At 69.1% G+C, this 19,952-nt stretch carries 16 protein-coding genes and 1 pseudogene; 7 read left to right on the top strand and 10 right to left on the bottom strand.

Translation table 11 applies throughout. From position 1 onward, the window contains the following. The first annotated feature begins 36 nt into the window (after positions 1–36). The 3 genes from ED92_RS10100 to ED92_RS10090 all read left to right on the top strand — a co-directional run bounded on the left by ED92_RS10100 (position 37) and on the right by ED92_RS10090 (position 3,627). Entirely contained in the window at positions 37–1,683 is a 1,647-nt protein-coding gene (locus ED92_RS10100; RefSeq protein WP_037335606.1) for a DNA repair helicase XPB, read from the top strand. Positions 1,684–2,003: 320 nt separating this feature from the next. Continuing rightward, positions 2,004–2,759 carry a DUF4253 domain-containing protein gene (locus ED92_RS10095; protein ID WP_037336314.1) on the top strand — a complete coding sequence of 252 codons (756 nt, stop codon included), beginning with the start codon at positions 2,004–2,006 and terminating at the stop codon, positions 2,757–2,759. Positions 2,760–2,811: 52 nt separating this feature from the next. Continuing rightward, the gene (locus ED92_RS10090) at positions 2,812–3,627 is read left to right on the top strand and encodes a DUF72 domain-containing protein (protein ID WP_081975732.1); all 816 of its coding nucleotides are present in this window, start codon (positions 2,812–2,814) and stop codon (positions 3,625–3,627) included. A gap of 115 nt (positions 3,628–3,742) precedes the next feature. Here the strand turns inward: ED92_RS10090 and ED92_RS10085 are convergent. After that, positions 3,743–6,564: pseudogene (locus tag ED92_RS10085) on the bottom strand (BTAD domain-containing putative transcriptional regulator). A 57-nt stretch (positions 6,565–6,621) separates the two neighbouring features. Here ED92_RS10085 and ED92_RS10080 point away from each other — a divergent pair. After that, the gene (locus tag ED92_RS10080) at positions 6,622–7,566 is read left to right on the top strand and encodes an o-succinylbenzoate synthase (RefSeq protein ID WP_037336310.1); all 945 of its coding nucleotides are present in this window, start codon (positions 6,622–6,624) and stop codon (positions 7,564–7,566) included. Between the two features lie 56 nt (positions 7,567–7,622). Here ED92_RS10080 and ED92_RS10075 read toward each other — a convergent pair whose 3' ends face one another. The 4 genes from ED92_RS10075 to ED92_RS10060 all read right to left on the bottom strand — a co-directional run bounded on the left by ED92_RS10075 (position 7,623) and on the right by ED92_RS10060 (position 10,972). Next, a complete protein-coding gene (locus tag ED92_RS10075) occupies positions 7,623–8,531 on the bottom strand; it encodes a M23 family metallopeptidase (protein WP_037335605.1) in 909 nt (302 codons plus the stop codon). Between the two features lie 157 nt (positions 8,532–8,688). Continuing rightward, the gene (locus ED92_RS10070) at positions 8,689–9,327 is read right to left on the bottom strand and encodes a hypothetical protein (RefSeq protein ID WP_037335603.1); all 639 of its coding nucleotides are present in this window, start codon (positions 9,325–9,327) and stop codon (positions 8,689–8,691) included. An 80-nt stretch (positions 9,328–9,407) separates the two neighbouring features. Next, positions 9,408–10,202 carry a transporter substrate-binding domain-containing protein gene (locus tag ED92_RS10065; RefSeq protein WP_037335602.1) on the bottom strand — a complete coding sequence of 265 codons (795 nt, stop codon included), beginning with the start codon at positions 10,200–10,202 and terminating at the stop codon, positions 9,408–9,410. Next, positions 10,202–10,972: a DNA polymerase beta superfamily protein gene (locus ED92_RS10060; protein ID WP_037335600.1), complete on the bottom strand. Its 771-nt coding sequence runs from the start codon at positions 10,970–10,972 to the stop codon at positions 10,202–10,204. Before ED92_RS10060 ends, ED92_RS10065 begins: the two co-directional genes overlap by 1 nt. A 128-nt stretch (positions 10,973–11,100) precedes the next feature. Here ED92_RS10060 and ED92_RS10055 point away from each other — a divergent pair, with 128 nt between their 5' ends. Continuing rightward, entirely contained in the window at positions 11,101–11,325 is a 225-nt protein-coding gene (locus ED92_RS10055) for a PspC domain-containing protein (protein ID WP_007033414.1), read from the top strand. 205 nt (positions 11,326–11,530) lie between these two features. Further along, the gene (locus tag ED92_RS10050) at positions 11,531–13,225 is read left to right on the top strand and encodes a hypothetical protein (RefSeq protein ID WP_037335598.1); all 1,695 of its coding nucleotides are present in this window, start codon (positions 11,531–11,533) and stop codon (positions 13,223–13,225) included. A gap of 362 nt (positions 13,226–13,587) precedes the next feature. Here ED92_RS10050 and groL read toward each other — a convergent pair whose 3' ends face one another. The 5 genes from groL to ED92_RS10025 all read right to left on the bottom strand — a co-directional run bounded on the left by groL (position 13,588) and on the right by ED92_RS10025 (position 18,600). Then, on the bottom strand, positions 13,588–15,216 hold the full coding sequence (gene groL / locus ED92_RS10045) for a chaperonin GroEL (RefSeq protein ID WP_037335595.1): 1,629 nt from the start codon (positions 15,214–15,216) through the stop codon (positions 13,588–13,590). Positions 15,217–15,465: 249 nt separating this feature from the next. Further along, complete coding sequence (locus ED92_RS10040; protein ID WP_037335593.1) at positions 15,466–16,917, bottom strand: serine/threonine-protein kinase; 1,452 nt, start codon at positions 16,915–16,917, stop codon at positions 15,466–15,468. Positions 16,918–16,973: 56 nt separating this feature from the next. Then, entirely contained in the window at positions 16,974–17,180 is a 207-nt protein-coding gene (locus tag ED92_RS10035; RefSeq protein ID WP_005164266.1) for a cold-shock protein, read from the bottom strand. Between the two features lie 114 nt (positions 17,181–17,294). After that, entirely contained in the window at positions 17,295–17,918 is a 624-nt protein-coding gene (locus tag ED92_RS10030) for an AIM24 family protein (RefSeq protein ID WP_037335590.1), read from the bottom strand. A 4-nt stretch (positions 17,919–17,922) separates the two neighbouring features. Further along, positions 17,923–18,600, bottom strand: a complete 678-nt coding sequence (locus ED92_RS10025; RefSeq protein WP_037335581.1) for a TIGR00266 family protein — start codon at positions 18,598–18,600, stop codon at positions 17,923–17,925. A 74-nt stretch (positions 18,601–18,674) separates the two neighbouring features. On the opposite strand from ED92_RS10025, the gene glp reads away from it, so the two are divergent. After that, positions 18,675–19,868: a gephyrin-like molybdotransferase Glp gene (glp, locus tag ED92_RS10020; RefSeq protein WP_037335578.1), complete on the top strand. Its 1,194-nt coding sequence runs from the start codon at positions 18,675–18,677 to the stop codon at positions 19,866–19,868. The last annotated feature ends 84 nt before the right edge of the window (positions 19,869–19,952 follow it).

Below are 19,952 nucleotides of genomic sequence, written 5' to 3'. Positions count from 1 at the left end.
CGGGAGCCGGTGTGGCCGGAACGTATAAAGGAGGATGTGACCGATGGCCCGCTGATCGTCCAATCCGACAAGACCGTGCTCCTCGAGGTCGACAACAGCCAGGCCGACGACGCGCGGATCGCCATCGCGCCGTTCGCCGAACTGGAACGCGCGCCCGAGCACGTCCACACCTACCGGATCACGCCGCTCGCGTTGTGGAACGCCCGCGCGGCGGGTCACGACGCCGAACAGGTCGTCGACGCGCTGACCACGTACTCGCGGTTCCCCGTGCCGCAGCCGCTGCTCATCGACATCGTGGACACGATGGGCCGCTTCGGGCGGCTGCAGATCGCCAACCACCCGGCGCACGGCCTGGTCATGTCGACCATCGACCGCGCGGTGCTGGAGGAGATCCTCCGGCACAAGAAGATCAGCCCGATGCTGGGCGCGCGTATCGACGACGACACCGTCGTCGTGCACCCGTCCGAACGCGGACGGCTCAAGCAGGCGCTGCTGAAGGTCGGCTGGCCCGCGGAAGACCTCGCCGGTTACGTCGACGGCGAAGCGCATCCGATCGACCTGGCCGAGGACGACTGGGAGCTGCGCGACTACCAGCGCAAGGCCGCCGAGGCGTTCTGGGCGGGCGGATCCGGTGTCGTCGTGCTGCCGTGCGGCGCGGGCAAGACCCTGGTCGGCGCCGCGGCCATGGCGCACGCGAAGGCGACCACGCTGATCCTGGTGACGAACACCGTCGCCGGCCGGCAGTGGAAGCGGGAGCTGGTCGCGCGGACCTCGCTCACCGAGGAGGAGATCGGCGAATACTCCGGGGAGAAGAAGGAGATCCGGCCCGTCACCATCGCGACGTACCAGGTCGTCACGCGCAAGACCAAGGGCGAGTACAAGCATCTGGACCTGTTCGATTCGCGGGACTGGGGCCTGGTGGTCTACGACGAGGTCCACCTGCTGCCCGCGCCCGTCTTCCGGATGACCGCGGACCTGCAGTCACGGCGGCGGCTCGGGCTCACCGCGACCCTCGTGCGCGAGGACGGCCGCGAAGGCGACGTGTTCTCCCTGATCGGCCCGAAGCGATACGACGTCCCGTGGCGCGACATCGAGGCGCAGGGCTGGATCGCGCCGGCCGAGTGCACCGAGGTCCGCGTGACGCTGACGGACGCCGAAAGGCTCGCGTACGCGACGGCCGAGGCCGAGGAGCGGTACAAGCTGGCGGCGACCGCGGACACCAAGACCAAGGTGATCAAATCGCTGGTCGACCGGCATCCCGGCGAGCCGACGCTGGTCATCGGGGCCTACCTCGACCAGCTGGAGATGATCGGCGACGAACTCGACGCGCCGGTGATCCAGGGCGCGACGCGGAACAAGGAACGCGAGGAACTGTTCGACGCGTTCCGGCGCGGCGAGATCAGGACACTGGTCGTTTCGAAGGTCGCGAACTTCTCGATCGACCTGCCGGAGGCGTCGGTCGCGATCCAGATCTCCGGGACGTTCGGCTCGCGGCAGGAGGAGGCGCAGCGGCTCGGACGGTTGCTGCGACCCAAGGGTGACGGACGGCAGGCGCATTTCTACTCGGTCGTCTCGCGGGACACCGTCGACACGGAGTACGCGGCGCACCGGCAGCGGTTCCTGGCGGAACAGGGGTACGCGTACCGGATCGTGGACGCGGACGACCTGCTGCGCCCGATGTAGGGCTTCGCTTCGGCTCACGGTGGTCGTGAGTGGCGATTCGGGTTCTAAGCCGAATCGCCACTCACGACCACCCGCACCGATCCTGCTGTCCTGCGGCAAGAGAGCAAGGGACCTTTGCTACCACTTGCGGCTCCGTCCCAGCAGTAAGTCCGGGCACCCGAGCACAACGAGTCCACTGTGGACACCGGCTGGTGCACGTGTGACTCCAGCGACGCCTGAGGCGACCATCCCGAGATCCCGCAAACGGGGTATCGAAAACTGTCGGTGCTTCGAACTAGTGTTCGGTAGAGTTGACCGAACACCAGTTCGAGGGGAAGCCGATGACCATCGCACCGTTCCGACCGGGTACACCACCAGTCCAGACCCTGCCGCCCGGCCGGTGGCACGGCCGGATCTGGGTTTCCGACCTGCCGCTGGCCAGGCCGGAGCGCTACACCGGCTGCGTCGCCGAGTTCGACCGGTCCGGGCTGTGGCCGGTGCTGATCCCGCACGACCAGCGTTTCGCGGCCAACGGCGAGGACTGGATCGACGATCGCGGCAGGCTCGCCCCCGCCGACCACCGGATCGACTCGGTGGATCCGGCCGAGGTGCTGGCCCGCTGGTGGGACACGTCGTGCTGCGACGGAGCCTGCCTGCGCCCGTTCGGCGCGAAGTTCCCCGGCCTCGCCCGCCGTCCGTCGCGCCGGGCGGATCCGCTGGCCGAGGCGGGTAACACCGGGTCGATCCTGGCCGCGCGCGGGCAGCACCGGCTGGCTTTGGTGCAGACCGAGCGGCCCGCCGACATCCCGGCGATCCTCGGCTGGACGGGCATGATCAAGGCGACCGACCAGGTCCACGAGCTGTCCGCCGTCCTGCGCAGCTGGGAAGACCGCTTCGGCGCCACGCTCACGGTGCTGGGCTTCGATTCGATGGAGCTGTCGGTGGCCGCGCCGCCGCGGACCCAGGGCCGCGCGCTCACGGTCGCCGCCGAGCACCGCTCGTTCTGCCTGCCGTCGTTCGCCGGTCAGCCGGGCAATCTGCGCGAGTTCGCGGCCGGCCTGGTCCAGACCCGCCGGTGGCGGTTCTCGTGGGCGTGAGTGGTCGTTTATCCCGAGGAGAGAGGGGGAATCAGGGCGACACGGGAAGGCGGTGATCGACGTCGCGGAGCTGAGGATCGGCACTTCGGGCTGGCGCTATCCACCGTGGCGCGGGGACTTCTACCCCCGCGGCCTGGTGCAGCGGCGCGAGCTGGAATACCTGTCGTCCCGGATGAACTCGGCCGAGATCAACGGCTCGTTCTACTCGCTGCAGCGTCCCGAGCGGTACCGCGCGTGGGTCGAGCAGACCCCGGACGACTTCGTCTTCGCCGTCAAAGGCGGCCGCTTCATCACGCATCTGAAGCAACTGCGCGACGTCGAGACACCGCTGGCGAACTTCTTCGCCTCCGGTGTGCTGGCGCTCGGCCGGAAACTGGGGCCGTTCCTCTGGCAGCTGCCGCCGCGGCTGGCGTTCGACGCCGAGCGCGTCGAAACGTTCTTCAAGCTGCTGCCGCGCACCAGCCATGCCGCCGCCGAGCTCGCGAAACAACACGACGACAAGCTGAAGGCCGAACCGCATACCGATCCGAGCCCTCGCCGGAAGCTCCGGCACGCCGTCGAGGTACGGCATCCGAGCTTCGCCGAGCCCGAAAGCCTGGACCTGTTCCGGAAACACGGCATCGCGCTCGTGGTCGCCGACACCGCGGGCAAGTTCCCGTACATCGACGAGATGACGAGCGAAGAGTTCGCGTACGTCCGCCTGCACGGCGACGAGGAGCTGTACGTCAGCGGATACAGCGACAGGGCCCTCGAAAAGTGGGCACGGAAGATCAAGGGCTGGGGCCGCGACACGTACGTCTACTTCGACAACGACGTCAAGGTCGAGGCGCCGAAGAACGCGATCGCCCTCGCGGAACTCCTGGCTTGACCCTCGCAAGCTGCACAGTCAGCGCGCAGTGAGCGGTGTCCTGTTCACTGGCTCGTGAGGTCACGGGCGTACTCGCGTGCTGGTTCTGGGGGTCGGCACGCCGGGCGCCCGTGCCTCACTCAGCCTTCACGGTTTCGCCCACGAGCGAGGCGAGCTTGGTGCGGACGTCCTCGGCGTCGGGATGCGCGAGTTCGGTCAGCACCCGCACCGAACGCAGCCAGCATTCACGCGCCGACGAGGGATCACCGAGCCGCAGATGGATTCCGCCGAGCTGGGCCAGCACGTCGGCCGCCTCGTAGAGCTCTCCGTGCGCGAAGAACATCTCGACGGCGCGCCGCATGCAGGCGATGCCCTCGTCGCCGCGGCCGAGCCCGACCAGCGCGGTTCCCTTGGTGTGCAGGGTGAAGCGGGCTTCGTCGGGCAGTGCGTGCGCCTCCAGCGCCAAGGCCTGGTCGGCGAAGTCGAGTGCCTGCTCGAAGCGGCCGGCCTGGGCGCAGATGTCGCCGAGCGCCTGCAGCGCGCTGGCCTCCATGCCGGCGCCGACGTTGCTCTCGCGGATGAGCCGCAACGCGCGCGTGCCGTAGTCCCACCCCGTGTCGGGATCCTGGCTGGCCAGCGTGAGGTTGTAGAGGGCCCGCGCCTCTCCCTGCCGGTCCCCGACCTGCCGCTGCAGTTCGACGACCTGCTCCAGGTAGGCGATGCTGTCCCCGTATTGGCGGGCGACCCCACAGGCCACGCCGAGCCCGCTGAGGATGGCGGCCTCGCCGGACCGGTCCCCGAGATCGCGGGCGGCACGAAGCGCGACGCCGAACACCGAACGCCAGTCATCCAGCCGCGCCCGCACGATGAAGTACGACTGCAGCAGCCACGCCAGCTGCCAGCATTCCCGGTATCGCCGCTCCCGGTACGCGATGTTCACCGCGGCGATGAGGTTCCCGGCCTCCTCGTCGAACCAGTCGAGAGCCTGTTCGTAGTGCCCGAACTTCAGCCCGGCGCCATCGAACCGCTCCGGCTGGACGAGCCGGTAATGCCGTTCCGAGCGCAGCAGCCTCGACGCGTTCAGCGCGGAGGCGAGCGACGCGTGGAGCAGCCTGTCCAGTACGGCCGTCCGCGCCTCGGGCCCGTCGAGCTCCGCCGAAAGTTCGGCCGCGTACGCGCGGATCAGGTCGTGGAACTGGTACCGGCCCGGTTTGGACCGCGCGATCAGATGCGCGGAAGCGAGTTTCGCCAGATCCTCGTGTGCTTCCGCGATGTCGACGCCGGCCACCGCCGCGGCGGTGGGCACGCTGAAGTCGCCGCCGGTGGGCAGGCCGAGCAGCCGCAGCATCCGCGCGGCCCGCTGGTCGAGCGCCCGGTACGAGTACGAGAAGACGGCCCGGATGTTCGTCTCGTCGCCGTCGGCGAGGTCGAACGAACCCAGCCTGTCCTGTTCGGCTTCCAGCAGCCGGACGAACTCGCCCAGCGCGAGGTTCGGGAACTGCGCCGCCCGCACCGCGAGGATCCGGATGGCCAGCGGCAGCCCGCCGCAGTACCGGATGAACCGTTCGGTGGCCTCGGGATCCTCGGCGACCCGGTCCAGCCCGATCGTCGACGCGAGGAGCGCGATCGCGTCCTCGTCCGGCAGCTCTTCCAGCGCGACGCGCCGGGCGCCGTGGGTCGCGACGAGCGCTTGGAGCTGCCATCGGCTGGTCACCAGCACCAGGCACCCGGGGCCGGGCAGCAGCGGCCGGATCTGCTCGGTGCTCGCCGCGTTGTCGAGCAGGATCAGCATCCGGCGGCCCGCGCTGTACGTGCGCCAGGTGGCCGCGCGCCCGTCGACGTCGGCGGGGATCCGGTCGGCGGGGACGCCGACGGAGACCAGCATGGTTTCGAGCGCGGCGGCGGCCTCGACCGGCTCGCCGGGACCGTAACCACGCAGGTTGAGGTACACCTGCCCGCCGGGGAAACGGTCTCCGACCTCGTGGGCGAAGTGGACGGCGAGTGTCGTCTTGCCGATACCGCCCATTCCCTCGATCGAGGCGATGGACGTCGACCGCTCGGTGTCCAGCGCCTCCGGGACGAGCCCGTGCAACGCCTTGAGATCGCGTTGGCGCCCGGAGAACACCCGCAGATCGGCGGGAGCTGGCGAGGAATCAGCGGTTCGGCGCCGAGCCGGTACCGCGTCAGTTCGGAGTCCAATGTGGTCTCGACGGACTCCTCGCCGGTCAAGATCGCCTGGTGCGCCCGCTGCAGCGACGCTCCGGGGTCCAAGCCGAGTTCTTCGGCCAGCACCGCGCCGATCCGGCGGTAGACGTTCAGCGCCTCGGCCTGCCTGCCGGAGCGGTAGAGCGCGATCATCAGCTGTTCGTGCAGCCGCTCCCGCAGCGGGTTCTCACGGCACAGTCTGATCAGCTCGGGCACGACGACGTTGTGCTCGCCGAGCGCGATGAGCGCGTCGGCCCACTGCTCGCACACGCGTAACCGCTCTTCGCCCAGCTGGTCGGCTTCGTCGCGAAGCAGCGCTTCGGAGTGGACGTTCTGCAGCGCCGGGCCCCGCCATTCGGCCAAGGCGGACGCGAACCGGCCCGCGGCCTCGCGCAGGTCGCCGTCCCGTGCGGCCTCCGCCCCGGCCGCGGCGTGGGCACGGAAGCGGGCGAGGTCGAGCAGGTTTTCGTCGAGTTCGAGCAGGTAACCGCCCCGTTCGGTGCGGATGGTGACCTCGTCGCCGAGCGCGCGGCGGACCCGCAGGACGTAGGTCTGCAGCGCGCCTTTGGACCGCCGTTGGTCGTCCGGCCACAGCCAGCGCCCCAGTTCGCCGACCGGCACCACCGTGTTCGCGCGCAGCAACAGGCCTGCCAGCACGATGAGCGGCCTGCTGCCGCCCAAGGGCACCGGCAGCCCGTCCGCCGTGACCTCGGTGGGCCCCAGCACGCGAAAGTCGAGTGCCACGTCGCTCATTCTGTCCGGAACCGACGAAATCGGCACGCGATTCCCGCGGTGGCATGATCGGTGCCGATGGACGTCTACGCTATCCCCCTGCGCACACGGTTCCGAGGCATCACGGTCCGCGAAGGACTGCTGGTCCGCGGCGACGCGGGCTGGGGCGAGTTCTGCCCGTTCTCCGACTACTCCGACGCCGAGAGCGCGCCGTGGCTCGCGTCCGCGCTGGAGGCGAGCGAACGCGGCTGGCCGTCGCCGGTGCGGGACAGCGTCGAGGTGAACGCGACCGTGCCGGTGGTGTCCCCGGAGCAGGCGTACGAACTCGTTTCCGCTTCGGGCTGCCGCACGGCGAAGGTGAAGGTCGCCGACCCGCGGGTGAGCCTCGCCGAGGACTGCGCCCGGGTGGAGGCGGTGCGGGCCGCGCTGGGCCCGCGGGGTGCCGTCCGCGTCGACGCGAACATGGCCTGGGACGTGGACACCGCGGTCAAGGCCATCGGTGAACTGGACCGCGCGGCCGGCGGACTCGAATACGCCGAGCAGCCCTGCCCGTCGATCGACGACCTGGCCGCCGTCCGGCGCCGGGTCGGGGTGCGGATCGCCGCGGACGAATCGATCCGCCGGGCCGAGGATCCGCTGAAGGTGGCCGTCGCGGGGGCGGCCGACGTCGCCGTGCTGAAGGTCGCGCCGCTGGGCGGGGTGCGGCGCGCGCTGGAGGTCGCCGAAGCCTGCGGCCTGCCGTGCGTGGTGTCTTCCGCCGTCGAGACGAGCGTCGGGCTCGCCGCCGGGCTGGCACTCGCGGGCGCACTGCCCACTTTGGACTTCGCGTGCGGACTGGGCACGATGTCGTTGCTGACCGGAGACGTCTGCGGCGATTCACTGTCCCCTGTGGACGGTCGGCTGCCGGTGCCGCTTCAGGCTCCCGCTCCCGATCTGTTCACCGCCCACGCCGCCGCTGCGGACGTCCAGGCGGCCTGGGAAGCCCGCTTCACCCGCGTCCGCGCCCACCTCCGGATGTCATGAAAGGGCCGTTCAGGACAAAAAATGTCCTGAACGGCCCTTTCATGACACTTCCGAGATCAGGTGCAGTGTTCGAAAGGCGATTCGTAGCTGGCGGATCCCGCCGAGCCGCCCCACCGGACGCATTTCGCGCCGGCGGCCGCGCTCACCGGACCCGCGTAGTACTCGAAGCTGCCGGAGTCGGTCTTCCTGGCCAAACCCTGTACTTCGAGGAAGGCCGAGACCGCGCTGCCCGTGCCGACCGAGGTGGACTTGATGGTGGTGACGCAGTTGTTCTTGTTCGTGGCGTTGTACAGCAGGTACGCCGTCGCGGCGCTGCCGACCGCCTGCGAGTCGATCACCTTGTAGCCGTCGCCGCACACCTCGACGGCGTCGTACGGGTTGGGGTTCCCGTTGCCGCTGCAGGTGTTCTTGGAGGTCACGTTGGCGTTGGGGTAGCCGAACTTCACGCCGTTGAAGTACGCGGGCTTGATGTTGCTCGGCCACGACGAGTCGTTGGTGCGGACTTCGTAGTGCAGGTGCGGGCTGATGTTGTTGCCCGGCTTGGAGGTGTTGCCGACCTCGCCGATCTTCTGCCCCTGCGCCACCTGCGCGTTGAGCGCGACCGAACGGACCTTCAGATGCGCGTAGTAGGTCGACCATCCCCCACCGTGGTCGATCTTCACCAGGTTGCCGAACCCGTTCGCGGAACCCTGGTGCGCCGAGATGACGACCTTGCCCGCCGCGGCCGCGACCACGGTGTCGCCCAGATCCGCCCCCGCGGAGCTGCCCCGGTTGAAGTCGATCTCGTAGGCCCGGTGCGCGCTGCTGTTGTCGTTGTCGCCGTTCCACACCTGGTTGCAGGGGAACGGAAGCTGGAAGTTGGGACGCGGCCCGACGGCGGCTTCGGCCGACGTCGCGGTGATCGCCAGCCCGGCCATGCCCAGCAAGGCGGTGGCGGCCGCCGTGAGCACTCGTCTGAATCTCATCGGATGTCCTTTCTCGGCGTTTCGCGAGAAGCGTCCCGAAAGGGCGTACAAGCGAGATACAAACGACCACGAGCCCTCCTGGCCGAGGGGACCAGGAGGACTCGTGCCGCCTCCGCACCGGGACCGTCCGCGTCTTCCCCGTCCCGGTGCGGGTGTCTCAGCCGACCCGCTCGATGGTGGCGCGGCGGATCAGGAACTTGCCCGGTTCGCGGACCTGCTCGAAGGCCGCGTTGTTCAGCAGCGCGCAACTGCCGGAAACGCCGGTGACCTCGACGGTCGTGGACTTGTCGTTGTCCAGGTTCGTCACCTTCAGCTTGGTCCCCGCCGGGAACTCGCTGCTGGACGCCGCGGGGGCGCCGCCCTCGCCGGACAGCGTCACCGTGGAGCCCGGGCAGACGACCTCGCCGTCACCGGCGGCCGCTTCCTCCCGCGGGGCCGCTTCTTCCTTCGGAGCCGCCTCGTCCTCGACCGCCATGGCGTCGTCCGCGGCCTGCTTCCCGCTGTCGGCCTGTACTTCTTCGGTGCACCCGGCGGCTTCGCGGCGCTGCTGGATGAGGTCGACGACGGCCTGCCTGTTCGCGATCCGCGCCTCGGACAAGGCGTCCGGCTGCGCCTTTTGGCCCGCGATGAAGGTGAGGTTGTTGCGGAGAGCGGTGTCGAGTCCCTGGCAGCTTTCCGCGGCCTCTCCGTCCGGAGTGCTGATCGCGAACATCGCCGCGGCGATGGCGGCCACCCCGAGCACGGACGCGATGCCGATCGTCGCGCGTTTGCGGTGTTTCCCGGCGCTGTTCATCATCGGTGTCTTCCTCCGGTCTGGTTTCCTCCTCACCCACATCCAGGGATACGGCCGGATAACGAAAGTGGTTCAAACCGATTTCAGCCGAGCCAGGGCTTCGCGATACGCGCGTACGTGCCGTCGTTCAGCGCGAGATGCAGCCACTGGTCGGTCCACTCCTTGAACACGACGTCGCGCGGCAGGAGGTACGCCTTCTCCGAGAAGGTGAACGGCTCGTCGGGATGCACCGCGCACAAACGCGGGTTTTGCTTCGCCTGCCAACGGGTTTCGGTGGCGTCCGTGATCATCAGGTCGGCCCGGCCCGCCAGGATCTCGGCGAAGATGGTGTTGTTGTCCGGATGCCGCACGATGGTCGCGCGCTTCAGGTTGGCATCGGCGAACTGTTCGTTGGTACCGCCCGGATTCACGATCGCCCGCACGCCCGGCTGGTCGATCTGCTCCAGGGTCTGGAACCGCTTCTCGTTCTCGCACAAGGTGATCGGCGTCTTGCCGTCGCGAAGATAGGGAACGGTGTAGAAACCCTTCTTCGCGCGGTCCAAGGTCACCGAAACCCCGCCCATCGCCAGATCGCATTTCCGCCCGACGTCGTCGGCGATCGCCTTCCAAGTGGTCTGGACCAGCTGGAGCCGGACGCCGAGCCGCCGGGCGAGGTCGCCCGCGAGGTCGATGTCGATCCCGCTCCACGCACTGGTGGCGTCCCGATAGGTGAACGGGCGATAGTCCCCCGTCGAACACACGCGGATCTCGCCGCGCGCTTGAACGACGTCCAGCCTGCTTTGCGCGCCATGACCTTCGGGCGCGGCACCGGCCGTGCCGATTCCCAGCACGGTCAGCACCGCGACCCCGAACGTGAGCGCTTTCGCCTTGATCGTCATCAAGGCATCTTCCACGCCCTGAGGTAAGCGCGCACCAGCCAAGCGTCGGCCCACTCGGCGTCCGGCTCCTCCGGCAGCGGCGACGCGCCGCGTACCAGCTCGTCGAGACGGCGCTCCAGCGACTCGGCCGCTTCCAGCGCTTCTTCGCGGGTTTTCTTGCCCTGCCTCAGATCGCGGAGCCAGCCGAGCCACGGTTCGGGGACCGGCAACGTGATCCGGCCGGTCTCCAGCAGCTCCACGCCCTGCACGCCGAGCCGCACCATGTGCATGGCGAACTTCGTGTCGAAGCCGTATTTATCGATCAGTTCCAGCCTGCCCGCTTTGCCGCGCAGCCCCAGCATCCGCTCGCGCTGGGCGCGGGAGTAGCCGAGGAACCGCAGCCCGGCCCGGCGCGAGACGATCCGGTGCGCCTGCTCGCGCAGTTCGGCGCCCAGTTCGTCGATCACCACGATCTCGGACTCGGGTACGAACAACGGCAGGAGGACGGTCGGGTTCCCGTTGAGCACGAGCCGCATCCACTTGCGCAGCGAGTAGACGATCAGGTCGAGGTCACCGGGGCCGGATCGGGCGCCTTCGGGTTGCGTGCGGAAGATGTACTGCTCGAACCGCTTCAGGCCGATCACGTGGTCCGGCGGCTCGACGCAGATGCCGAGCTCGTCCCGGTCGTCCTGGCCGAGCACGGCGGTGCCGTGCAGCCCGGACCCGACCTGGCAGCGCAGGATCGTGCCCTGCTCGGCGATGGCGGCGAATTCGGGGCTGTCGTGTTTCACCGGACAAGTCATACTCGCGGGCGGGGGCGCCGGGCATCCGGTTTTCGGCCCCTCAGGGTCGGATTCCAGGGTCGGGTCGGGGCCGTTCCCCGATGTGCCGGGGGTCGTTCCGGAGCGAACATGGAGCCATGACGAACAGCGTGTACACCCCCCAGGCCACCAAGAAGCTCTACCGCAGCCGGACCGACAAGATGCTCGCGGGCGTCGCGGGCGGCTGGGCCGCCTACCTCGGCGTGGACGCCGCGATCCTGCGCATCGCCCTCGTGGCGGGCGTCTTCTTCACCGCCGGATTCGCGATCCCGCTCTACGCCGCCGCTTGGCTCCTGACTCCGGAACAGCCGGGCGAATCCTGAGCGGGGCGGACGCCGTGCGCAGGGGGCGCGGCGTCCGCCGGATCGCGTTTAGCCCGCTACCGCGATCCGCCTGGGGACCAGGGGGATGGAGAAGGGCCCGGACATGGGGATGTCCGGGCCCTTTCCGGTTTTCGGCCGCGGGATGGCGCGCCCGCCGTTACACTTCCCCTGACTTTGTCACAGGGAGTGGGAAGCGGGGACCTCCATGGCCGGGTATCTGAGCCTCAGCGAGTACAAGCGGATGCTCGAAGGCGCGCTGGACGACTTTTGGCAGGCGCTCACCAAACGCTGGCTGGAAGACGCCGTCGACGCCATGACGCACCTCTCGCCCGCCGTTCCGTGCTCCGCGGAACCCTGGGCGTGGCAGTGGCCCGCCGAATCCTACGGCCATCTCTCGGGCGCCGACGATTTCTGCGGCTACCTGACCTGGGTCATGGACGGGATGCACGGCCGCTACAAGGACGTCCACTGCGACGGCTGGAACCCGCAGACCCAGAAGTACGTCGAGTGCCACGTCGAACGGAACCTCGCGCAGATCGAGCGGCTGGCCTGGAACCGGCGGCAGGAGGTCGCCAAATTCGTTCCGCAGCTGGAGGGGCCCGACCTCGCGAAGCTGGAGGCCGCCCACAACACGTTCCTCAACGTCGCGGGCAACCTCGGCTTCCATGACAAGAACGGCCGGGTCGCCGAGCTGCTCGGTCAGGGCGCCGTCGTCCGGAACGTCGAATGGCTGGACGGCGCGACCAGCGCGACCGAGCCCTGGTTCATCGAGTGGACCGGGCTCGCCGCCCAGCAGTTCAGGGAAGGGTTCTTCGCCTCGATCGCGCCGACCATGGCGAACCAGTCGCTCATCCTCGCCAGCTTGTCCACGCTGTACTCCACCCGCGCCGCGACGATCCAGGCGACCCGGCTCAACATCGTCAAACGGCTCAACTGGGCCACCAAGAAACTGGACGAGAAGGTCACCCTTAAGGTCTTCACCGCGGACTCGATCCTGGAGAAGGTCGACCAGGCGAAAACGCTCCACGGGATCGCGACCACTCTGCTGTCCGCGGGAGCGAAACTCAGCAAAGTCGTGAAGACCGTCGACGAGGCCGGCGGGAAGGCCAGCGGCCTGGCCGGTGCCGTTCTCGACCTGGCCGTTTTCGCCGGCGGGATCATCAAGGGACTCACCGTCGAGCAGGACGCCATGTCGCTCCAGGACATCCTGCAGAAACTCACCACGTCGATCCAGGACGAGCACAACGCCTTGTCCGGCCTCGAATCCGACTTCGGCGCGAACGTGCTGACCCTGCAGAAGGCGATCGCGAGGGTGCACAGCTACAACCTCGAACTCTACGACCTCACCGCGAACAAGCTGCCGAACCAGACGGACCGCGCGAAGTACCACGGCGTCCAGGTCCAGGTCTACTTCGTACTGCGGTTGGCGCAGACCTGCTTCGAAGCGGCCGAAGCCTATTCGGCGCAACTACGGATCCTCTCCGAGGCCGACAGCGCCGACCGGCACCTCGCGGGCCGCGACGAGCAGACGTGCACGGGCGACGACACGACATTGGAGATCCGGGACGCCGTCGAGCAGTTCATGAGGACGAGCTGCGCGCGATTCCTTCTCGCCGGTGAGCAGCTCAGGACTGCGGCCGAGGCCTACGCACGAACGGACGGCGAGCTGTCCGACGACCTCAAGAGGATGTTCGCCAACTGGGAAAACGCCAACAAGGACCGGGGGAAGATCGATCCCAACCCCGAGACGGTCGAACGGGAGAACCCCGCCACGGAGGCCGGCGGGACCGACCGGACCGGCCTCGAGCCGAGGAAGCCTTCGGAGCCGAACTCCACCGATCCATACGAGGAGGACCGCCGGAAACAAGGCGGGAAGTACGCGGTGGACGGGCAGCGGTAGGGACCGCACCTCCAGCTGCCACGACGTCTTTGCGCGTGAAGGCCCCCTTCCCTCGGCTGAGCCGAGGGAAGGGGGCCTTCACGCGCAAACAGGTGGGCAGAGGACAGGGGCCTGAACGGTCAACGTCCACAAAGGACACCAGCCATCAGGTGAATGTCCGCTTGATGCCTATCTGCACGAATTCGACCGGGGGTCGTGAGTGGTAATGGTCGTTCTAACCCTCTTTATCACTCACGACCCGACGCGAAACGCCCGAATCGGGCGCGCGTGACTCGCGTGATCGGACGGAACAAGGCGGGCAAAGGAAAAGCCCGGACGCGCGAGGCGCGTCCGGGCTTTCCGGTGGTACTACAGGCTCGAACTCAGAAGTCCATGCCGCCCATGCCACCGGACGGGTCGGCGGGAGCGGCCGAGGCCTTCTCCGGCTTGTCCGCCACGACGGCTTCGGTGGTCAGGAACAGCGCCGCGATGGAAGCGGCGTTCTGCAGCGCGGAGCGGGTGACCTTCGTCGGGTCCGGCACGCCGGCCGCGAGCAGGTCCTCGTACTCGCCCGTGGCGGCGTTGAGGCCGTGGCCCTGCGGGAGGGACTTGACCTTCTCCGCCACGACGCCGCCTTCGAGGCCGGCGTTGATCGCGATCTGCTTGAGCGGCGCCTCGACGGCGACCTTGACGATGTTGGCACCAGTGGCCTCGTCGCCCTCGAGCTTCAGACCGGCGAAGGCGGCCTCGGCGGCCTGGATGAGAGCGACGCCACCACCGGCGACGATGCCCTCTTCGACGGCGGCCTTGGCGTTGCGCACCGCGTCCTCGATGCGGTGCTTGCGCTCCTTCAGCTCGACCTCGGTGGCGGCACCGGCCTTGATGACGGCCACGCCGCCGGCCAGCTTCGCCAGACGCTCCTGGAGCTTCTCGCGGTCGTAGTCCGAGTCCGAGTTGTCGATCTCGGCGCGGATCTGGTTGACGCGACCCTGGATCTGGTCGGCGTCGCCCGCACCCTCGACGATGGTGGTCTCGTCCTTGGTGATGACGGCCTTGCGCGCCTTGCCCAGCAGGGAAAGGTCCGCGTTCTCCAGCTTGAGGCCGACGTCCTCGGAGATGACCTGGCCACCGGTCAGGATCGCGATGTCCTGCAGGATCGCCTTGCGGCGGTCACCGAAGCCCGGGGCCTTGACGGCGACGGACTTGAAGGTGCCACGCATCTTGTTGACGATGAGGGTGGCCAGGGCCTCGCCCTCGACGTCCTCGGCGATGATCAGCAGCGGCTTGCCGGACTGGATGACCTTCTCCAGCAGCGGCAGGACGTCCTTGACGGTGGAGATCTTGGAGCCGAAGAGCAGGACGTACGGGTCCTCGAGCTCGGCTTCCTGACGCTCCGGGTCGGTCACGAAGTAACCGGAGATGTAGCCCTTGTCGAAGCGCATACCCTCGGTGAGCTCGAGCTCGAGGCCGAAGGTGTTGCTCTCCTCGACGGTGACGACGCCTTCCTTGCCGACCTTGTCCAGCGCCTCGGCGATGAGCTCGCCGATGGTGCGGTCCGCGGCGGAGATCGACGCGGTGGCGGCGATCTGCTCCTTGGTCTCGATCTGGACGGCGGCCTTGTGCAGCTGCTCGGTGATGGCCTCGACGGCCGCCTCGATGCCGCGCTTCAGGCTGATGGGGTCGGCCCCGGCGGCGACGTTGCGCAGACCCTCGCGGACGAGAGCCTGGGCGAGCACGGTGGCGGTGGTGGTGCCGTCACCCGCGACGTCGTCGGTCTTCTTGGCAACTTCCTTGACGAGCTCGGCCCCGATCTTCTCCCACGGGTCCTCGAGCTCGATCTCCTTGGCGATGGAGACACCGTCGTTGGTGATCGTCGGCGCGCCCCACTTCTTTTCGAGCACGACGTTCCGGCCCCGCGGGCCGAGGGTCACCTTGACGGCTTCGGCGAGGGTGTTCAAGCCGCGCTCAAGACCGCGGCGGGCGTCCTCGTCGAACGCGATCAGTTTGGCCATTGCGGTGTGGTCCTCCGGTATTGGGCGCCGCCGCACGCCTACTACAGCGCGGCGGCAGGACTCTTCCTCGGCCAGGCTCGGTGCCCGCGACGGACGACCCACCCGATCAAGGGTGCGGCCTCACCGTCCCGACCTTCAGGCGAACGGTCGGTGACCGCTCCGCCTGGCACTCGACGGCGTCGAGTGCCAATGTCGTGTTTAGCACTCTCCTGGGGAGAGTGCAAGAACCGCAGGTCAGCGCGGTGGTATTCAGCTGCTCGGCTTGATGGAGATCGACGACGGCGGCGGCTTCAACGACGAGCCGGGACCCTGCGTTTGGGAGCCGCCGGGGCCGACCGGGATGTTCGGCGCGGTGGTCTGCGGGCCGTTGCCGCTGTTCGAGTCACCGAAGATGAAGATGGCGGCCACGATCGCGCCCGCGATCACGAGGGCGCCGACGACGATCCAGATCCACTTGGCGCCGCCGCCCTTCTTGGGCTGCTGCTGGAAGCCGCCCTGCTGCGGCGGCGGGCCGTAACCGGGGGGCGGGCCCTGCTGGAACCCACCCTGTTGCTGGAAACCGCCCTGCTGCGGCGGCGGGCCGTAACCGGGGGGCGGGCCCTGCTGGAACCCACCCTGCTGCTGGAAGCCACCCTGCTGCGGCGGCGGGCCGTAACCGGGCGGCGGGCCCTGCTGCGGGGGACCCTGCGGTCCCGGTCCCTGCTGGCCGTAGCCGGGCTGCTGTCCTCCGTACGGGTGCACGGGGCCCCCCTCTCCCTGTGGCGGCGTGTTCTGCCGTGGCGCCTGCTGCGGTACCGCCTGCTGGACGGTCGCGGCCGCCGCCTGCCCGGGCGCGCCGGGAGGCTCGTTCGAAGTCGCGAGCGGACCGAGCGCGCGCCTGGCGGCCGCGATCATCTCAACACAGTTGGGGTAGCGATCGGCGGGATTCTTCGCCATTCCCTTCCGGACGACCTCGTCGATCCCGGCGGGCAGGCCGACGATCCGCGAGATGGCGGGAGGCTCGCCGTTCAGGTGCCCCTTGATGACCGTCTGCACGTCGCCCTTGAAGGGCGGGCTGCCGGTCAGGCAGGCGTAGAGGACACAGGTGAGCGCGTACTGGTCGGTGCGGCCGTCGAGCGGCTCGCCGCGCAGGTGCTCGGGCGCCGCGTACGTGGGCGAGCCGAGGAAGTCGCCGCCGCGGGTCCGGTGCCCGGTGGCGCCGCGGCGGGTCAGGCCGAAGTCGGCGACGTAGACGTGCTCGCGCGAGGTCTCCTTGCTGGTGACCAGGACGTTCGCCGGTTTGACGTCGAGGTGCACGAGACCCCGGTTGTGCAGGGTGTCGAGCGCGTCGGCGACCTGGTCGAGCATGTTTAGCGCACGGGCGGGCGCGATCGGGCCTCCGGAGATCAGCCCGGCGAGGTCGCCGCCGTCGACCATCCGCATGGCGATGTAGAGCATGCCTTCGAGCTCGCCGAAGTCGTACAAGGGCACGACGTTGGCATGGTCGATCGCGGACGTGTTCCGCGCCTCGTCGACGAAGCGTTCGCGGAATTCGGCGTCGGCCCCTAGGTGATCACCGATGACCTTCAGTGCCACCTTGCGCCCGAGCCGCACGTCCGTGGCCTTGTAGGTCACGCTCATGCCGCCCTTGCCGAGCACGCCGTCGATGCGGTAGTTGCCCAGCCGACGACCCGTCAGGTCCCCCGACTCATCGCCTGTCACGCAGCGAAGCCTAACGCGCCAGTTCCGGGCGCCGCCGGGGGTCGCCCGAAGTCTCCTTAAGAGACCTTGCGTACGTCCGCGGCCTGACTCCGCCCGTCGCGGCCGGACTGGACTTCGAATTCCACGCGGTCACCCTCGTCGAGCGTCCGGAATCCGTCGGCCTGAATGGCCGAGTAGTGGACGAAGACGTCGGGCCCTTCGGTGGATTCGATGAATCCGTAGCCCTTTTCCGAGTTGAACCACTTGACGGTGCCGACTGCCACGGCGCACTCCCTCAGCACAGGATCCGTCGGCCTTCTCTGCCCCGGCCGGCGGTTTCGAGTGCAGTTCACGCTACCCGAATTACCGGCTTCGGCAATGCTCAATTCGTCCCAAGGTCATCCGCGAGAAAGCCGCCTATTGCGCGCTTGCACGAGGACGCGTCCTGGTCCCGCGAAGTCCAGCGCGAGCCCTTCGCCGGTGCGCACCGACTGCGGGCCGGATTGGTCGACCGCGCGGAGACGGCACTGCACGGTGTCCGGATAGGCCAGCAGGAAGTCCGGCCGCACGGTGACGAGTTCGCCCGCGGTGAGTTCGAAGGCGTCGACCGGGCCCCGCGCGGCCAGTACGAGCGGGCCGGTTCCGCTGTAGTGCTCCAGGAAACCGGAATCGGCGCCGAAGAGCTTCTGCAGCGGTGCCCAGCCGGGGTCGTGCCGGACGGTCGCCGGCCGGGCGAGGATCGCGTCCCGGCTCACGCACCAGCCACCGCCGCCGGTGAACTCCAGCGGGTAGACGTCTCCGGCGGCCAGCGGCGCGAAGTCGATCCAGCCGCCGCCCTCCGGTGCGTTGAACACCGACGGGGCGGCCTTGCCCGCCCGCGAGCCACCGCGGGAGGGGACGGTTTCGGTGATGCCGAAACTGCTGGCCAGCATGGTGTCCCCGGCGGCCTGGACGGCCTCGCCGGGGGACAGCAGCACGCGTGCGACCCCGAAGTTCGGGGTGTGCCTCGTCTGGACCCGCATGCGGTCAGCGGGAGGGGACCTGGGCGATCACCCAGGCGGACAGCGCCGACGGGTTGCGGGTCTGGGTGAGCAGCTGGCCCGGACCGGCGAAGTCGAAGACGAGGCCTTCACCGCTCTTCATCGACTGGATGACGCCGGTGGCGACCTTGCGGATCTGGTACTGCACGGTGTCGGCGAACGCGACGACGTGCCCGGTGTCGATGGTGATCACCTCGCCCTGCTGCAGGGTGACCGTCTCCAGCGCGCCGTAGCAGGCCACGACGAGCGGGCCCTGTCCCGTCGCGTGGGTCAGGAAGCCGCCCTCGCCGCCGACGAGGTTCTTGAGCCCGCCCCATTTGGTCTCGGTCTGCACGCCGTGGGAGGACGCGAGCCACGAACCGCGCGTGACGCACCAGCCGGTGCGGCCGTCGAGGTTGATGATCTGCATGTCGCCCGGCAGGTTCGCGGCGACGTCGACCCAGCCGCCGTTCTGCGGTGCGGTGTAGGTGGAGATGAAGAAGGACTCGCCGGAGAGGAAGGCGCGGCCGAGGCCCTTCATGATGCCGCCCTGCGCCTGGGACTGGACCTGCACGCCGTAACTCGTCGCCATCATCGCGCCCGACTCGACCTGCGCCGGCTCGCCCGGGGCGAGGATGAGCCTCGCCACCGCGAACGATGGCTGGTGACGGATCTGAACCTGCATGTCTTCTTCTCCCCGGATGGTCGTTGTGACGCGCAGAGTCTTGCATGCGGGGCCCGAGGCGGGAGGATGGTCCGGTGATCTCCGTCGACGCCCACCGTGAGACCGTCACCGGCCTGCTCGGAAACGCCCCCGTCATCCGCCTTCCGCTCGCCTCCGCCGCCGGGCTCGTGCTCGCCGAGGACGTCCGCGCGGGGGTTTCGCTGCCGCCGTTCGACAATTCCGCGATGGACGGTTACGCCGTCCGAGCCGAAGACGTCGCGGAGGTGCCCGTGACGTTGCCGGTCGCCGAGGACATCCCCGCGGGGCGGGTCGACAGCACGAAACTGGAGCCGGGCACCGCGCACCGGATCATGACCGGCGCCCCGTTGCCGCCCGGCGCCGACGCGGTGGTGATGGTGGAGCACACGGACGGCGGTGTGACGGACGTCCGGGTTCTCAGGACGGCTGTCCTGGGCGCGCACATCCGGCGCCGGGGCGAGGATGTCGTCGAGGGCACGGTGGCGCTTTCCGCGGGGACGGTGCTGGGCCCGGCGCAGCTGGGTCTGGCGGCCGCCGTCGGGCTTGCCGAGGTTCCGGTGTACCGGCCGTTGAAGGTGCTCGTGGTGTCCACCGGGACCGAACTCGTCGACGCGCCGGAACCCTTGCGGCACGGGCAGATCTACGAGTCGAACAGCATCATGCTGGCGTCCGCGATCCGCGCGCTCGGCTGCGAGGCCGAGGTCGTGCGCAGTGTGGTCGACGACGTGGACGAGTTCCGCTCGGTGATCGAGCCGCGGCTGGCGGAGGCCGATCTGCTGGTGACCTCGGGCGGCGTGAGCGCGGGGGCGTACGAAGTCGTCAAGGACGCGCTGACCGGACAGGGCGTGGAGTTCCGGAAGGTCGCGATGCAGCCGGGCGGGCCGCAGGGCTGCGGCCACTGGAACGGCGTGCCGGTGGTGACGCTGCCGGGCAATCCGGTGAGCGTGCTCGTGTCGTTCGAAGCCTTCCTGCGGCCGGCGTTGCTCGCGGCGATGGGGCACGCGGGGGTCGACCGGCAGCGGGTGCGGGCCCGGCTCACCGAGGCGATGACCTCCCCCGCCGGACGGCGTCAGTTCCGGCGGGGCTTCTACACGCATTCCGAAGGTGAGGTCACCGGGATCGTCGGCCCGCGCGGCGGGCCGGGCTCGCATCTGCTGGCGTCGTTCACGCAGGCGAACTGCCTGATCGTGCTGCCGGAGGACGTGGACTCGGCCGAGCAGGGCGACGAGGTGGACGTCCTCCTGCTCTGACCTGCGTTTAGCGGGCTAAAGGGTGTCTCCCGAACTGAAGTGGGCAGGTCAGGCGAGGACACACGCGCGCGTTTCTTTTCGGCC

The sequence above is a fragment of the Amycolatopsis sp. MJM2582 genome, assembly GCF_000754115.1.
Classification (GTDB): domain Bacteria; phylum Actinomycetota; class Actinomycetes; order Mycobacteriales; family Pseudonocardiaceae; genus Amycolatopsis; species Amycolatopsis japonica.
Note: the sequence above shows the minus strand (reverse complement) of the source record. Positions and strands in the feature narration are given on the sequence as shown.

Bases quoted from the DNA above. Each gene is read 5' to 3' on its own strand.
- ED92_RS10025 (WP_037335581.1), bottom strand. From the start codon at position 18,600: ATGCAGGTTCAGATCCGTCACCAGCCATCGTTCGCGGTGGCGAGGCTC.
- ED92_RS10055 (WP_007033414.1), top strand. From the start codon at position 11,101: ATGACGAACAGCGTGTACACCCCCCAGGCCACCAAGAAGCTCTACCGC.
- groL (WP_037335595.1), bottom strand. From the start codon at position 15,216: ATGGCCAAACTGATCGCGTTCGACGAGGACGCCCGCCGCGGTCTTGAG.
- ED92_RS10075 (WP_037335605.1), bottom strand. From the start codon at position 8,531: ATGAGATTCAGACGAGTGCTCACGGCGGCCGCCACCGCCTTGCTGGGC.
- ED92_RS10050 (WP_037335598.1), top strand. From the start codon at position 11,531: ATGGCCGGGTATCTGAGCCTCAGCGAGTACAAGCGGATGCTCGAAGGC.
- ED92_RS10080 (WP_037336310.1), top strand. From the start codon at position 6,622: ATGGACGTCTACGCTATCCCCCTGCGCACACGGTTCCGAGGCATCACG.
- ED92_RS10095 (WP_037336314.1), top strand. From the start codon at position 2,004: ATGACCATCGCACCGTTCCGACCGGGTACACCACCAGTCCAGACCCTG.
- ED92_RS10065 (WP_037335602.1), bottom strand. From the start codon at position 10,202: ATGACGATCAAGGCGAAAGCGCTCACGTTCGGGGTCGCGGTGCTGACC.
- ED92_RS10030 (WP_037335590.1), bottom strand. From the start codon at position 17,918: ATGCGGGTCCAGACGAGGCACACCCCGAACTTCGGGGTCGCACGCGTG.
- ED92_RS10070 (WP_037335603.1), bottom strand. From the start codon at position 9,327: ATGATGAACAGCGCCGGGAAACACCGCAAACGCGCGACGATCGGCATC.